This window comes from Gluconobacter sp. Dm-44, from assembly GCF_018256175.1.
Taxonomy (GTDB): domain Bacteria; phylum Pseudomonadota; class Alphaproteobacteria; order Acetobacterales; family Acetobacteraceae; genus Gluconobacter; species Gluconobacter cadivus.
In genome coordinates, this window is record NZ_JAERLZ010000007.1 from 30,067 (window position 1) to 43,749 (window position 13,683).

Genomic DNA, 13,683 nt, shown 5'->3' on the forward strand with positions numbered 1-13,683 from the left:
ATAAGGCAGGGTAGTTGATGGTTGGGCTGGCATAATCGATGTCCTGGCGTTAAAACGCGCCCAGAGAATGTGGCCCTTCGCCGGGCTTTGCCCCCTACTCCGTCCTTTGTTCTGAAGGCGGCCAGAAAGTAATGAGACGACATGAGCTGGATGACCGACTACGTCCGACCCAAGCTGCGTGGCCTGCTTCAGCGGGATGTGCCGGACAATCTGTGGACCAACTGTGAATCCTGCGGGCAGATGATGCTCACCAAGGAGTTGGAGCGGTCCGAGAAGGTCTGTCCGCATTGCGGCCATCATATGCGGGCGACGGCGAAGGAGCGTCTGGGCTGGACGTTTGATGGTGGGGAATACACCACCATCGAGTTGCCGAAGATGCCGGTCGATCCGCTGGGGTTCAAGGATTCCAAGCGTTATACGGATCGTCTGAAGGATGCGCGGAACAAGTCTCATCTTGATGAGGCACTTGTGGTTGCGCATGGTCTGATCAAGGGACAGAAGGCTGTGGTTGCGGTCATGGCGCCTGAGTTCCTGCTTGGGACCATGGGAGCTGCGCTGGGTGAGGCATTCGTGGCGGCCTGTCGTCTGGCCGTTCTGCAGAAAGCGCCGCTGGTGGTCTATACGGCTTCGGGTGGGGCGCGGATGCAGGAAGGCGCTGTCAGCCTGATGCAGATGCCACGGACGACGATCGGTGTGCAGATGCTGCAGGAAGCGGGTCTGCCCTATGTTGTTGTCTTTACGAATCCGACGACGGGTGGTGTCTCGGCCTCCTTCGCGATGCTGGGGGATGTGCATATTGCCGAGCCTAATGCGCTGATCGCGTTTGCGGGGCCGCGCGTCATTCAGGATACTGTTCGTGAGAAGCTGCCGGAAGGCTTCCAGCGGTCGGAGTATCTGCGTGAGCATGGGATGGTCGATATCGTAGCCAAACGCTCGGAGCTGCCGGAACTGCTGGGGCGGATTCTGGGCATTATGACGCGTCAGAAAACCGTTTCTGACTCGGCGATCTGATGACTGCGGAGCGTGGGGCGCCTGTTCGGCTGTCCGGCGAATATCAGGGGCGGCCAGGGGCTGTACTTGCGCGGCTTCAGGAGCTTTATCCGGCGCTAATCGATCTTTCGCTGGGGCGACTTGAGGTGCTGCTGGCAAAGCTGGGCCATCCTGAGCGTCATCTGCCGCCTGTGATTCATGTGGCGGGGACGAACGGTAAGGGCAGCACATGCGCCAATCTGCGGGCGATTGCTGAAGCGGCCGGGCTGCGGGTGCATGTCATGACCAGCCCGCATCTGGTGAGCGTGACCGAGCGGTTCCGGCTGGCGGGGCGGTTGGTGGATGAGGATGTGCTGGTTGCTGCGCTTGAGACGGTCGAACGCGTTAATGCCGGTGCTCCGATCACGGTTTTCGAGGTTCTGACGGCTGCGGGGTTCTTGCTGTTTTCGCAGATTCCAGCAGATTTGGTGGTGCTGGAAGTCGGGCTTGGGGGACGGCTGGATGCGACCAATGTGGTGCCGAAGCCTGCTGTTTGTGTGATTACGCCGGTCAGTCTGGATCACGAAGCGTTTCTGGGGGGCACTGTTGCGGCGATTGCCGGGGAAAAGGCTGGGATCATTAAGGCTGGAGTTCCAGTTGTTTCGGCGGTCCAAGCACCGGACGCTTTGAATGTCATTCGGCGCCGGGCTGCGGAACTGGGTGCGCCACTTCGGGTGGTTGGACAGGATATCTTCGTCACTGAACAGGTGAATGGTCTGAATTACCGGGATGCGGACGGTGTTCTTCCCCTGCCGTTGCCTGCATTGAAAGGCCAGCATCAGGCCGGCAATGCAGTGCTGGCCGTGGCGGCTTTGCGTGTGTCAGGGCTAAAGTTGCCTCTTGCGGCCTATCAGGGGATTGCCCGGACATTCTGGCCTGCACGTTTGCAGAGGCTGAACGGCACGTTGGCTGGGATGCTGCCTGAGGGGTGGGAACTGTATCTTGATGGCGGACACAATCCCGATGCCGGACAGGTTCTTGGGGCGGTGCTGGAAGGCTGGAAAGACCGGCCTGTCCACGTGATTGCGGGTGTGAAGCAGACCAAGGATGCCTCCGGGTTCCTGAAGCCGATTATCGAACGTGCCGCTTCCGTTCAGGCGGTGTCTGAGCCTGGGCAGCATCTGGCGATGCCGGTTGAGGAAATCATTGCCGCTTCTGGTGGGCGGGCGATCGCCGGTCCGACGGTCAGAGCGGCGTTGGAGCGTCTGGTTTCCGAAGGGGGCGCCCCGGCCCGGGTATTAATTTGTGGCAGTCTTTATCTGGCGGGTGTGGTTCTGGCAGAGGATGGCTGGATCGCCAGTTAATCCGTTTCTGGGGACGGAGTGGGATGTTAGAAGGGCGCGTGAACATGATCGAATCGCACTCCTCTCCGTCCGCTTCTGATGCTTCCTCAAACGATGGAGATCTGGGTCTCCTGCTGAGGCGCAGTCCTCCGTCCAGTGTTGCTGCCGAACAGGCACTGCTGGGCGCCATCCTCACGAACAATAAAGCGTATGAGCGGGTTTCGGATTTTCTGGAGCCTGCTCATTTTTCCGATCCGCTGAATGGTCGGATCTATGAAGCGATTGCCCGGCGGATTGAGCGGGGGCAGTTGGCTGATCCTGTGACTATGCGGGCCGAGTTCGAGCATACCGGTGTTCTGGATGCGGCGGGTGGGCCTGCCTATCTGGCCAAGCTGCTGACGGCGATGGTCGGAATCGTCAATGCGGGTGATTACGGGCGGGTGATCCATGATGCCTGGGTGCGGCGCCAGCTGATCGATATTGGTGAGACGGTCGTTAATAACGCTTTTGGAGCGCGGCCTGATCTGGACGGATCGGATCAGATCGCGGCGTCCGAAGAGGCGCTGTTCAAGCTGGCGACGGAGCGAGGTCAGGAAGGCGGTTTCGTTTCTTTCACCAATGCTCTGACGGAAGCAGTTAAGGTTGCGACCAAAGCCTATCAGCGGACAGGCGACGTAGTGGGGCTCACGTCAGGTCTGCGGGACTTCGACAAGCGGACCGGCGGTCTGCATCCTTCCGATCTGATTATCCTTGCCGGTCGCCCTGCAATGGGCAAGACGGCGCTTGCGACCAAAATTGCGTTTTCGGCGGCGCGCTCGATTCTGCGGGATGCTGAGGATAGTGGGGAAAAGCCCAAGGGGTCGGTCGCTATTTTCTCGTTGGAAATGTCATCTGAGCAGTTAGCGACCCGTATTCTGTCGGGTGAAGCTGAGGTTTCGGGCGAAAAGATCCGACGTGGTGATATCGGGCAGAAGGAATTCGACCGGTTTGTCCGTGTGGCACGGGAGCTTCAAAGGCTGCCGCTCTATATTGACGATACGCCAGCGATTTCTCTCTCCGCCATGCGAACGCGCTGCCGGCGGTTGGCTCGGACGCAGGGCTTGAGCCTTGTTGTTGTGGATTATCTCCAGTTGATGCGGCCTGCGATCGGGACCAAGCCTGACAGTCGTGTTCTGGAAATTTCAATGATTACGCAGGGACTTAAGGCGATTGCGAAAGAGCTTTCTGTGCCGGTAATTGCGCTGTCCCAGTTGTCGCGTCAGGTCGAATCGCGCGAAGACAAACGACCCATGTTGTCGGATCTGCGCGAATCGGGCTCGATCGAGCAGGATGCGGATGCGGTCATGTTCGTATATCGCGACGAGTATTACCTGCAACAGCGTCAGCCTAAAGACAGCGCTTATGACAGCAATGACAAATTCCAGGTTGCGACAGAAGAGTGGCAGCGCAAGATGGCGTTGGTGCACAATAAGGCCGAACTGATTCTTGAGAAGCAGCGGCATGGCCCTACCGGAATGATCCAGTTGTATTTCGAAGGGGAATATACCCGTTTTGGGGATCTGGATGTTATTCATGAGTAACTCTCCGGAGGAGGGGAGTACTTTGAATGGCGTTGTATCGTGATAAGGGGCACCGTTAAAAGTACGCGATATTTGCTCGAAGAAATCGTTATGCTTTTTTCGGGAATGTCTTGGCTAGAGAGCGGACATAGAACGTCGTAATTGGTTAATTAATACAAAATCAGTACGAATTTCATCAGGATTCTACGCCTGAAAAAAGCTGAAATATGAAACTCTTCCCGGCGGTTTCGCAAAAGGGAGGAGTGCATCTTTTTTCTGGATTATGGCTGCAATGCAGAAAAAGAGCGGCAGCTAAAACCTGTCATAATGGCTCAAAGCCACATTTGTTTCTTGACCCAGTGGCACAGTGCCATTAATTTATCGTTAATCGGTGGTTGCCATGGGGGCGATTGACGGGGAAGGAAAGGAGCCGGTCATGAGTTCAGACTGTCTGATGGCCGGGGATATTTCCGATTTGTTCATTCCATCGATGAAGCGAATTTATCGTGTTGTATCGAATGGGGGGCACCTGAATGCGTATGGAAACCAGTGAAACGGTCACTAATGGATCTCCTCATCTGGTCTCTTGGGCGGATCAGGTGTGTCGGAAGGCGTGTTTCTGTCCGTGTTCTGAGCCATGTCTTGCCGCTGGAGCACCAGTTCTGGGTGCAGAGCAGCCAGTCGCAGGGCCAGTTCTTCGTCGGTACGACCGTTCAGGACGCCTTTTAGAAGAAAATCGGTCGATACGCGTAGCCGGTTCGAGAGCGCCGCGATGAGAAAGACGCTGGGCGCGCGGTCGCCGCGTTCAATCTTGTTCAGCGTGGAAGCGTCCACGCCCAGCAGGCGGGCGCATTCGCTCTGGTTGGGCATGACGAGCTCACGGGCCCAGGAAATGCGAGTTCCTATGGCTCGTTGGAGTGTGGTCAGAGAGTCTGGGCGCTTGTGTTTGGCCATGAGGCCTTTTTAGCAATGGCTTTATGCCAAATCCAGAAGAAGTTTTTTTTATCATACTCTATGGCATTTTGCCAAAAATTAGTGGCAGTTCCATACTGAGGAAGGATGTTGAGATGAGGCAGGTCAAATCAGGTTCCGTACCGCGTCGTGTATCCGCAAGCGCCCTTGCTGCCATGCTTGCGTCTGATGGTTGGCTACCGGAGCGTGGGAGCGTGCGCAAGGGGCGTCGTCGTTCCGCACAGAAAACATCCGGGAAGTCTACGCCGCGGGCTCGCGTGGTAATAGATCGGGAGACGGCCGAGGCTCTTCCTGCAGGGCATCCTGTCAGTTGGAATGCGTTGTGGGGCGCGGATCTGGTGCCGGTTTTTCCGGGATTACAGCCAATGGGCAGTCGTGATGCCGGTATGGAGATCAACTGATGTTTGGAATGGTGCAGGAGGTGTCTTTGTCAGGCGCGCATGCGGGATCTGATGTCATGGTGAAGCCGACTGCGGAGCGGTATCAGCATTCCGAGATCCGTGAAGAGAATAAGGCGTTCCGGGTCGTGAATGCGGTGCAGTCCATGTATGACGCAGGCGATATCGGAGACGACGAACTGGCTGCTGCGGATCGGTGGTATCGCGAATATGTTTTCGCGTCTCTTGGAGTGATGGAAAATCCGCAGTCTGATGGTCGTGTGAGGGAGCGTGGTGACATCCATACATGGATGATTGGACGGGGACAGTGTTCTGCGCGGATGAGCCAGATTCGTGAGATGCTTGGTCTTTGTGCGCATGTGCGTCTTGAGATGCTTCTGGCACGTGAGATGTCGTTTTCGGCCATGGCGCGACATCTTTATCCGGCTTTGTCGGAGGGGCGTGCGCGGATGAAGGTTTCGGCGCAGTGTGCGCTGCTTCTGGAGCAACTGGCGCATGTTTATGAGGTGATTTCTAGAAAGAAACATAAGAAAAAATCTGTTAACGATAAATTATCTATTGATATGTGAGCGCGGTTTTGATATAAGAAATGCATACTGAAGAATTATACATAAATATCCAAAGCCGATCTTCTGAAAAGGGGGTCGGCTTTTATTTTGGAAGTTTCCTGACAAATGGAAAAGTGTGAGATTTCTTCTGGTAGTGTTGTGTTGTCTGGTCGTCAGACGTTTATTGTCCTTCAAAATACATCCGATTCACTTGTGGGATGCCCACTTGTGTATGAAGGGGAGCCAGTTCATCGGGCTGATGTTGCTTTGGAGTGGCACGAACTGGTGGATGCGGGTCTTTCACGCCTGGATGTGAGATGCAGGTCCATTCCCTGTCAGCGTTCGGTTTTGTCGGTTCGAGTGATCGGGCGGGTTGCGCCGGAAACCTTGGCACGTGTGGCTGTGCGGGCTGAGCGGGAGCAGGTGCAGCGTAATGTGGAGGTTCAGGCACGGAAAAGAACGTGTCAGAGCGGCTTGCGTCTGCGGCAGAAGCCGGTTCGGGCTGTCTGGCTGGAGGGGGGCATGATGAGCCGCAGGGAGGCTGCGCTGAGAGCAGGCTGATGGTCGGTTCTCAGGTCGATCTGGGGAAGAAGGTTAAAGCAGATGGGTGAAGAAATATCCGGCAAATGTTCCTTGCGGCGGGAACAGTCAGAAGAACGGAAAAAAAGGTTTCTCGAGCATCTGTCTGTGAGTGGAAATATTTCGGAAGCCGGACGTGTTGCAGAGGTTCGGCGGAGTACGCTGTATCTCTGGAAAGAGACGGATAAGGATTTTTCGTCCCGCTGGGAGGATGCTCTGGAGGAAGCCGCGGATGCTCTGGAAGCGGAAGCGCGGCGGAGGGCTGTCGAGGGATATGATGAACCCATTACGTATGCGGGACGGGTTGTCTGCGATCCGGATACGGGAAATCCTGTTGTCCGCAAGCGGTACAGTGATGGTTTGATGGCGTTTTTGCTTCGGGCGCATCGTCCGTCCCGTTTCAGGGCTGGGATGGAGGCTGAGGGGCGTTCGGGAACGATCTCGATCAATATCAGCAGTGATGACAGCGCCCTTTAGGCTTAATGACTCGCAGCGTGAGGCGGTGCGGCTGCTCGGTGGGCCTGCAAGGCATATTCTTCTGAGGGGTGGGTCGCGGTCGGGGAAGACCTTTGTTCTGGTTCGGGCCGTTGTGATACGGGCGTTGAAGGCTCCGGAAAGTCGCCATGGTATTTTTCGTCATCGGTTGACGGCCCTGAAGGCGTCGGTTCTGCGGGATACGTTTCCGAAGGTTATGCGGATGTGTTTTCCGCAGGTTGGATGGAAGTTGGACCGGCAGGACTGTGTTGTGACGTTTCCGAATGGATCGACGATCTTTTTCGGAGGGCTGGATGACGAGCAGCGGACCGAGAAGATTCTGGGTCTGGAATTTGCGACGGTTTATCTGAACGAGGCCAGTCAGATCAGTTATGGCGCGCGGAACATGCTTCTGACGCGTCTGGCACAGAAGACGGGTCTTGTGGTCAAGGAATATATCGATGCCAACCCGCCGGCGATGGGGCATTGGCTTTATGCGCTTTTCGAAAGCGGGATCGAGCCCAAGTCGGGGGAGCCGGTGGGGGATCGGTCGCTTTATGCGACGATGATCCTGAATCCGCAGGCGAACCGGGACAATCTGAGCGAGGATTATCTTGCCAGTCTGGAAGCGCTTCCCGAGCGGGAAAAACGGCGGTTTCTGTATGGTGAATATCAATCGGTTGTCGAAGGTGCGTTGTGGCGGCTGGAGATGTTCCGGCGTGAGGCGGCGATTACGGCGCAGAGCCGGGCGGATGTTGCGGCGCGGATGCGGCGTATTCTGGTGTCTGTTGATCCTTCGGGGGCGGCGGGACCGGAAGACTACAGGTCCGACGAGATCGGAATTGTGGTCTGTGGCGTTGATGCGGCTGGTGTGGGGCATGTTCTGGAAGATCTGTCTGCCCGGGATAGTCCGGCGGGCTGGGCTGCCCGGGCCTTGCGGGCATTTGATGACTGGGGTGCTGAACGCATTGTTGCGGAGCGGAACTTCGGGGGGGCTCTGGTAGAGGGCACGATCCGGAGTGTGCGGGCGCATGCTTCCGTCAAGCTGGTGACAGCGGCGCGGGGCAAAGCGGCGCGTGCTGAGCCGGTTGCGGCGCTCTACGAGGTTGGCAGGGTTGTGCATCATGGCCGGTTTACGGCTCTGGAGGATCAGCTCTGTCATTTCTCGGTCAGTGGATATCGCGGGCCACGGTCTCCGGACCGGGCGGATGCGATGGTCTGGGGGCTGAGTGAACTGATGCTTGCTGGAAACGGTGGCATGACGGGCTGGAGCTCGTCTGGATTTTCGCTGGCGCGCTGAGCCGACCGTTTCAGGTCGGCGAGTGGCCTGAAACAATGGAGAACACATGGACTGGTTGTCCCTGCAACAGCGTTATGCTGTTCCTGCGGGTGCGTCCGCGCGGACGGCGCGGCTGCTGGCGCTCAAGCGTGTTCTGGATGGGACGCAGTATGATGCGCTGCCGCATCCGTTCTCGATGGAGAAGTCGGGAGCGGGCGAATATATCCCGTTATCCAGTCGCCGTCCTTCGGTCCGGACCAATCTGTGTCGGACGGTTGTGGATGAGGCGGTTTCGCTCCTTTTTGGGGACACGCACTGGCCGGGTCTGGTGACGGACGATGCGCGGGTGGCGCATGCCATGAGCACGTTTGCTTCGCAGACCAGACTGGCGTCGCTTCTGATGGAAGCGGCGCGATTGGGGTCTGTCGGGTCGGTTGCGATCCTGTTTGAAGTGTCCGCAGGGGTTCCGAAGCTTTCTGTTCTGGAAACGGCTTATCTGACGCCGTTCTGGGATGATGCGACGGGCGAACTGTTGCGGGTCGAAGAAAGGTTCCTGGTCCGGGGGCGAGATCTGGCGGCGCAGGGTTATCCGATTGCGGGTGAGCTTCTGGGCGCGCAGTTCTGGTGGCAGCGGGTCTGGACGCCGGTCGACTGTGCGGTGTCCGTGCCGTGGCTGGTGGGAATGGATGGTGGGGTTCGGGACGAGAGCCGTTCCGTTCGTCATGGGCTGGGGTTTGTGCCGATTGTGTGGACGCGCAATCTGGGTGGACCCTGTGGGCGCGATCCGGAAGGCGAGTGCACGTTCGAGCGGGCCATCGATACGGTGATCGAAGCGGATTATCTGCTGTCTCAAGCAGGGCGGGGGCTGAAATATGGCTCCGATCCGACGCTGGTCCTGAAAACGGGTGGCTTTTCGGACGGGGTGGCGCATCAGGGCGGTGCGGCTTCGGCGCTGACGCTTCCGCCTGAGGGAGATGCGAAGCTTCTGGAGATCAACGGCAATGCTGCGGGCGCGGTGCTCGATCATTATCGGGAACTGCGGTTGGTGGTGTTGGAGCAGCTTCATGGAAACCGCGCGCATGGTGACAGGGTTGGCGGCGCGCAGTCCGGCAAGGCCATGGAGATGATGTGTCAGCCGCTGATCTGGCTGGTGGATCGTCTGCGGCATTCCTATGGGGAAGGTGCACTGCTGTCGATTTACCGGATGGCGTGTCGCTTTTCCTGTGTTCTGGAAAACGGGCTGCGGCTTGGGGGCGAACTGGTCAAGGACCTGCCGCATTGCCGCATGAGTTTGCGGTGGCCGGCGTGGTTTCCGTCCACAGACCCGGAACTGCTGTCGCTGGTGCAGGGGCTGGTGGTGGCGGTTTCTAATGGAATTCTGAGCCGTGAGACTGCGGTTCGGATGTTTGCAATGGCATCGGGAAATTCTGATCCGAATACGGAATGGAAAATGCTGGAGCAGTGGTGTGCTTCTGAACAAGCATGAGTGTTGACGGGGGAATGATGTCCGGAACTGATGACACCATTGAGGATGTGGATGCTCTGCGTCAGGCGCTGAATGAAGCGCGGAGCGAGGTTGAGGCGGTCCGTCAGGAAATGACGGATGTTGTGACGCGGCAGGAGACGCTTCAGCGCAGTCATGAAGAAGCGCTGACCCGGATGCGGGAGGAGAGTAACCGCGAGGTTATTGTGTCGGCGCTCAGGGCGGAAGCGATCCGCAATGGTGCCCATAATCCTGATGATGTTGTGCGGCTGATTGATCTCAAAGGGATCGAGCGGGGCGAAGACGGCTCGGTGGTTGGTGTGTCCGAGGCTTTGCAGCAGGCCCGTCAGGAGCGGGCCTATCTGTTTGGTGAGGTGCTGCGGCCTGGATATTCGAGCGGAACGACGGTCGGGCAGGCAGCGCCTCGTCCGGGCGGGGTTGAACCGTTCAATGCGCGGGCCGTCAGCGAGGCGGATTACGAAACGCGCAAATGGCAGTTTCTGGCTCAGAAGTGAGCTTCGGAGCGATATTTGACCGGGTCTGATGGCAGGCCGGGTTCAGACAACACATTTATGGAAAAAATACATGAGCATTGATAATTTTCCTGTTCAGCTTCAGGCCGCCATTCAGCAGGGTTTTCTGGCCCGCGAGTTCGAAAATGGTCTAAAATCCCGTCTGGGCTTTCGCCAGGTTGCCGATCGCGAAGTGTTTCCGAACGCCATTGGTGAGACGCTGACGAAAACACGCAAGAGCCTTAAGGCGCCTGTGACGACGCCGCTCAATCCGACGGGGAATACCAATTTCGATAATGGTCTGAGCCCGTCTGGCTGGGCCGTTGAGCAGTATACGCTGTCGATCAACCAGTATGGCGATACGATCGACTTGAACATGGTGACCAGTGGTGTAGGGATTGCGTCGCAGTTTTTGGCCAACGCCAACACCAACGGTGTGCAGGCGATGCAGTCTCTCGACCGGCTGGCGCGCAATACGCTGTTCGGTGGTGCGCAGAATGGTGTGGGCGGCTATCTGGGCGGTAATACGCGCGTGACGGCGACACTGGGAAGCGCTGGGAATACCATTTCGGTTGATGACATCCGGGGTTTCCAGTCTGTGATCGTTCATGGTCAGGTGACGGCGCTCAGTGCGACCAATGGTATGACGGTGACGGTGGGTAGCGATGTTTATACACTTGTCAGCGTGGCGGCTGATGGGACGAATGTGTCTACAGCGCCGGGTGGTGTTTCTGGGCAGATGACGTTCTCGGCTTCAGTTTCTGTTGCGGATGGGACGGAAGGTCAGGCCGTTGTAGCTTCCACGGCGCCGATGGTGATCCGTCCGAATGGTCGTCTGACGACGGCGGCGTTGCAGACGGCGAGTGCGAACGGTCTGGCAGATACGCTGGGCATTCAGCAGGTTCTGGCCGGTGTGGCGACACTGCGGCGTAACAACGTGCCGATGATCAATGGTGCGTATCACTGTTATCTGGATGATCTGCAGCTTCTGTCGCTCTTCCGTGATCCGGATTTCAAGCATCTGTATCGTGGCGCTTATGGTTCGGAAGAGTATCGTTCCGGGCAGGTGATTGAGCTTCTGGGTGTGCGGTTTATTCCGACGACGGAAGCGCCGCAGCAGGCGTCGCTTGGGGCGGGTTCCATTCATCGTGCGCTTCTACTGGGGCAGGGTGCTCTGATCGAAGGTGATTGTGCGCTGACGGGGCATTCAGACATTCCGGATGCCGAGCGGGCGCTGATCGAGATGGTGGACAGCGTAGCGATGGTGACGCGTGAGCCACTGGATCGACTGCGTCAGATCATTGCGCAGTCCTGGTACTGGATTGGCGGTTTTGCTCTGCCGACCGACGTGACGGCGGATATGACGGTCATTCCGACGGCGACGAACAGCTATCTCAAGCGGGGTGTTGTGATCGAGAGCCTTGGTACGGATGCTCTTGGTTTGACGTTCTGACCTATTTCCGGCCCCTGTCTTTGAGGCCGGGGCCTTTCTTGCGAGGGGAATGACATGTCCGGAACGGTTGGTTTATCGACGGATATTCTCTCGGAAGGAGAGAAAATGGATATCCGGCGGTTCTGTGGGTATCCCGCGATCGGATCGCGGGAAGGAAACCAGGAATCATGGCGTTTCTTCCAGGTGGAAGGCGCGCTGGAATGGCGGATGAATTATCTGTCTGCGGCGGAGTTGCAGCAGATCCGGCTTTATCTGTCGCAGCTTTATCCGCTCGAAACCGCAATCACGGCGTCGTCGGACAATCTGGATACGGCGCGGGCGGCTAGTTGGTATCACAATGGTCGCGAAGTGCAGGACCGGATGATGTTGTTTACGCTGTGGCGTCGTCGTCTGTGCGCGTTTCTGGGTGTGACGGGTGGACTGGAACTGCAGGACGGCCGGGCAATCGTGGTTTGAGGAGGGCATTGTGCAGCAGGCAATGATCGCAGCCCGACTTTCCAGAGGATATGCCAAAGCGGCGCAGGTTCTGGGAGCTTTGGGCGAGCAGTATCGTCCTTCGAGCGGTCTGTCGCCGATGAGTGTGCTTTATGCGCAGCCGATGCTGGCTTTCGATGTGAATGCCGGGTTTTCGTTTGAGCGTCCGATTGGATGGGGGATTCCGACGGAATATGTGCTGACGGATCGCCGGGATGATACGCAGGTGGGCGATATTCTTGCTGCGAGTGGTCGGACGTATTTCGTAGCGTCCGTAGAGCCTCTGCGGCCGCCGCTCTGTGTGGTGTGTAGCCGGACCGTGTCGGTGAGCGGTGTTACAGGAGTGGTGCAGACGCTCGTATCGGACTGTCCGGCGGCTATTATCATGCGGGCGAAGGGGGAATCTTCGGGAAGTGGTGTTCCGGGGGCGACACGGCCGGGCCAGTCCGTAATGTACCTTCCGCTTCTGCCGGGAGTTGTTCTGACGCCGTATATGACGGTTACGACCGATTTGGGGACGACCTACACGGTCAATGCGGTGGAAACATCCGGGTTCGGTATTCGGTGCACTATGTCATTTCAGCAGGTCTGAGGGGGAGAAGAATGACAGATGCCTCCAAAGTCGGGCTGGCGCTCGCTTATAACTGTGCGCAGGTGCTTTATCCGGATGGGTTATCGGGCGTTTCGGTGACGGGGCGACAGGTGGTGTTGCGGCGGGGATGGCTTTTGCCGAGCGATCTTTTTACAGCTCAGAATATTCGCAACAATATCGATTTCGTAACCGTTACAATGGCGTCGCGGAAAATGCCGGAATGGGCGGAACCACTGGGGCGCCCTTGGCGGGTGCAGCAAAAGGTTGAGCCTACGGTCGGAGTTGTTGTGACGGATGGGACGGTTGAGATCGTTTTTTCCGGTACTGCGACGCCGGCGGGAGTTGTGGCGGTCTGGCTGGATGATATGCCACAGGGAGGGGAACCTTCTGCGGCTTATGCGGTGACGGCTCAGGATACGCCCCAGACGGTTGCTGCGGCTTTGGCGGCGGCTTTGACTGGCGGTGTGGCGAATGGTGCGGTTGTCAGTGTGTCGGGGCGGGTTCTGAATGGTTATGCCGGTGGGTACGGTCAGTCGGTGCGGGTGACGCGGCGGCAGGCGCAGCTTTACCGGGTTTCGATCTGGACAGCGGATGCGACGGCGCGCGAGACGCTCGCATCTGTTCTGGATACCGCGCTGGCGGAGCAGAGCTGGATCAGCACTCTGGACGGGAGGGAAGCTCAGCTTCGCTTTCAGAGTGTGGAAGATGTCGACACGATGCAGAACGAGGCGTTGTATCGGCGGGATTATTTTTATGAGCTGGTATTCGATACCCTGCAGGTGCAGTGGGCGTCCGAAATGCTGTGCGGGATTGGAAACCTGTCCGCAGGGGAGGGGCTTTCGGCACCGTTCGGAGTTCTGGCTCCTGGGGCGGCGAACCAGACGGTGACGGCGGCTCTGGAGGCCATGCAGGTTGTGGTTGCGGCGCAGGCAGCTGCTTCGGTCTATCCGGGCCTGAGTGTTGACCGTTTTGGAACGGTGGTTGCGCTCGGCGGCTGACGAAGAAGCTGAATCACAAGGCTGAAATTTCATCAGGAAAGCGGGTAACC

At 57.8% G+C, this 13,683-nt stretch carries 15 protein-coding genes; 14 read left to right on the forward strand and 1 reads right to left on the reverse strand.

Annotated elements, in window-relative coordinates:
- Positions 1 to 141: 141 nt before the first annotated feature.
- From accD to JK213_RS09635, 3 genes are read left to right on the forward strand one after another with little or no spacing between them, the layout of a single operon-like run.
- On the forward strand, positions 142 to 1,011 hold the full coding sequence (accD, locus tag JK213_RS09625) for an acetyl-CoA carboxylase, carboxyltransferase subunit beta (protein WP_194262743.1): 870 nt from the start codon (positions 142 to 144) through the stop codon (positions 1,009 to 1,011).
- A complete protein-coding gene (locus JK213_RS09630; RefSeq protein WP_194262744.1) occupies positions 1,011 to 2,333 on the forward strand; it encodes a folylpolyglutamate synthase/dihydrofolate synthase family protein in 1,323 nt (440 codons plus the stop codon). The genes accD and JK213_RS09630 overlap by 1 nt, the downstream gene beginning before the upstream one ends.
- Before the next feature lie 44 nt (positions 2,334 to 2,377).
- A complete protein-coding gene (locus JK213_RS09635; RefSeq protein ID WP_099286014.1) occupies positions 2,378 to 3,892 on the forward strand; it encodes a replicative DNA helicase in 1,515 nt (504 codons plus the stop codon).
- 540 nt (positions 3,893 to 4,432) lie between these two features.
- Here JK213_RS09635 and JK213_RS09640 read toward each other — a convergent pair.
- Entirely contained in the window at positions 4,433 to 4,741 is a 309-nt protein-coding gene (locus tag JK213_RS09640) for a helix-turn-helix domain-containing protein (RefSeq protein ID WP_235993467.1), read from the reverse strand.
- A 197-nt stretch (positions 4,742 to 4,938) separates the two neighbouring features.
- Here JK213_RS09640 and JK213_RS09645 point away from each other — a divergent pair, with 197 nt between their 5' ends.
- The 11 genes from JK213_RS09645 to JK213_RS09695 all read left to right on the forward strand — a co-directional run bounded on the left by JK213_RS09645 (position 4,939) and on the right by JK213_RS09695 (position 13,633).
- On the forward strand, positions 4,939 to 5,244 hold the full coding sequence (locus JK213_RS09645; protein ID WP_194262746.1) for a transcriptional regulator: 306 nt from the start codon (positions 4,939 to 4,941) through the stop codon (positions 5,242 to 5,244).
- 56 nt (positions 5,245 to 5,300) lie between these two features.
- Positions 5,301 to 5,810, forward strand: coding sequence for a hypothetical protein (locus JK213_RS09650; protein WP_249200517.1), 510 nt, complete (start codon positions 5,301 to 5,303; stop codon positions 5,808 to 5,810).
- Between the two features lie 440 nt (positions 5,811 to 6,250).
- Positions 6,251 to 6,400, forward strand: a complete 150-nt coding sequence (locus tag JK213_RS09655; RefSeq protein WP_194262748.1) for a hypothetical protein — start codon at positions 6,251 to 6,253, stop codon at positions 6,398 to 6,400.
- Between the two features lie 76 nt (positions 6,401 to 6,476).
- Complete coding sequence (locus JK213_RS09660) at positions 6,477 to 6,845, forward strand: hypothetical protein (protein WP_322783049.1); 369 nt, start codon at positions 6,477 to 6,479, stop codon at positions 6,843 to 6,845.
- Positions 6,829 to 8,142 (forward strand): phage terminase large subunit, encoded by a 1,314-nt coding sequence (locus JK213_RS09665; protein ID WP_194262750.1) that lies wholly within the window; start codon positions 6,829 to 6,831, stop codon positions 8,140 to 8,142. The genes JK213_RS09660 and JK213_RS09665 overlap by 17 nt, the downstream gene beginning before the upstream one ends.
- A 46-nt stretch (positions 8,143 to 8,188) precedes the next feature.
- Positions 8,189 to 9,607 (forward strand): phage portal protein, encoded by a 1,419-nt coding sequence (locus JK213_RS09670; RefSeq protein ID WP_194262751.1) that lies wholly within the window; start codon positions 8,189 to 8,191, stop codon positions 9,605 to 9,607.
- Positions 9,608 to 9,621: 14 nt separating this feature from the next.
- On the forward strand, positions 9,622 to 10,119 hold the full coding sequence (locus JK213_RS09675) for a phage scaffolding protein (RefSeq protein ID WP_249200519.1): 498 nt from the start codon (positions 9,622 to 9,624) through the stop codon (positions 10,117 to 10,119).
- Between the two features lie 70 nt (positions 10,120 to 10,189).
- The gene (locus JK213_RS09680) at positions 10,190 to 11,569 is read left to right on the forward strand and encodes a DUF4043 domain-containing protein (RefSeq protein ID WP_194262752.1); all 1,380 of its coding nucleotides are present in this window, start codon (positions 10,190 to 10,192) and stop codon (positions 11,567 to 11,569) included.
- Between the two features lie 54 nt (positions 11,570 to 11,623).
- Entirely contained in the window at positions 11,624 to 12,025 is a 402-nt protein-coding gene (locus JK213_RS09685) for a hypothetical protein (protein WP_194262753.1), read from the forward strand.
- Between the two features lie 10 nt (positions 12,026 to 12,035).
- A complete protein-coding gene (locus JK213_RS09690) occupies positions 12,036 to 12,635 on the forward strand; it encodes a hypothetical protein (RefSeq protein ID WP_194262754.1) in 600 nt (199 codons plus the stop codon).
- 11 nt (positions 12,636 to 12,646) lie between these two features.
- The gene (locus JK213_RS09695) at positions 12,647 to 13,633 is read left to right on the forward strand and encodes a hypothetical protein (RefSeq protein WP_194262755.1); all 987 of its coding nucleotides are present in this window, start codon (positions 12,647 to 12,649) and stop codon (positions 13,631 to 13,633) included.
- The last annotated feature ends 50 nt before the right edge of the window (positions 13,634 to 13,683 follow it).

What these genes read in the sequence shown, in the direction of transcription:
- accD (WP_194262743.1), top strand. Translation starts at nt 142, where the DNA reads ATGAGCTGGATGACCGACTACGTCCGACCCAAGCTGCGTGGCCTGCTT.
- JK213_RS09630 (WP_194262744.1), top strand. Translation starts at nt 1,011, where the DNA reads ATGACTGCGGAGCGTGGGGCGCCTGTTCGGCTGTCCGGCGAATATCAG.
- JK213_RS09635 (WP_099286014.1), top strand. Translation starts at nt 2,378, where the DNA reads ATGATCGAATCGCACTCCTCTCCGTCCGCTTCTGATGCTTCCTCAAAC.
- JK213_RS09640 (WP_235993467.1), bottom strand. Translation starts at nt 4,741, where the DNA reads ATGCCCAACCAGAGCGAATGCGCCCGCCTGCTGGGCGTGGACGCTTCC.
- JK213_RS09645 (WP_194262746.1), top strand. Translation starts at nt 4,939, where the DNA reads ATGAGGCAGGTCAAATCAGGTTCCGTACCGCGTCGTGTATCCGCAAGC.
- JK213_RS09650 (WP_249200517.1), top strand. Translation starts at nt 5,301, where the DNA reads ATGGTGAAGCCGACTGCGGAGCGGTATCAGCATTCCGAGATCCGTGAA.
- JK213_RS09665 (WP_194262750.1), top strand. Translation starts at nt 6,829, where the DNA reads ATGACAGCGCCCTTTAGGCTTAATGACTCGCAGCGTGAGGCGGTGCGG.
- JK213_RS09670 (WP_194262751.1), top strand. Translation starts at nt 8,189, where the DNA reads ATGGACTGGTTGTCCCTGCAACAGCGTTATGCTGTTCCTGCGGGTGCG.
- JK213_RS09675 (WP_249200519.1), top strand. Translation starts at nt 9,622, where the DNA reads ATGATGTCCGGAACTGATGACACCATTGAGGATGTGGATGCTCTGCGT.
- JK213_RS09680 (WP_194262752.1), top strand. Translation starts at nt 10,190, where the DNA reads ATGAGCATTGATAATTTTCCTGTTCAGCTTCAGGCCGCCATTCAGCAG.
- JK213_RS09685 (WP_194262753.1), top strand. Translation starts at nt 11,624, where the DNA reads ATGTCCGGAACGGTTGGTTTATCGACGGATATTCTCTCGGAAGGAGAG.
- JK213_RS09695 (WP_194262755.1), top strand. Translation starts at nt 12,647, where the DNA reads ATGACAGATGCCTCCAAAGTCGGGCTGGCGCTCGCTTATAACTGTGCG.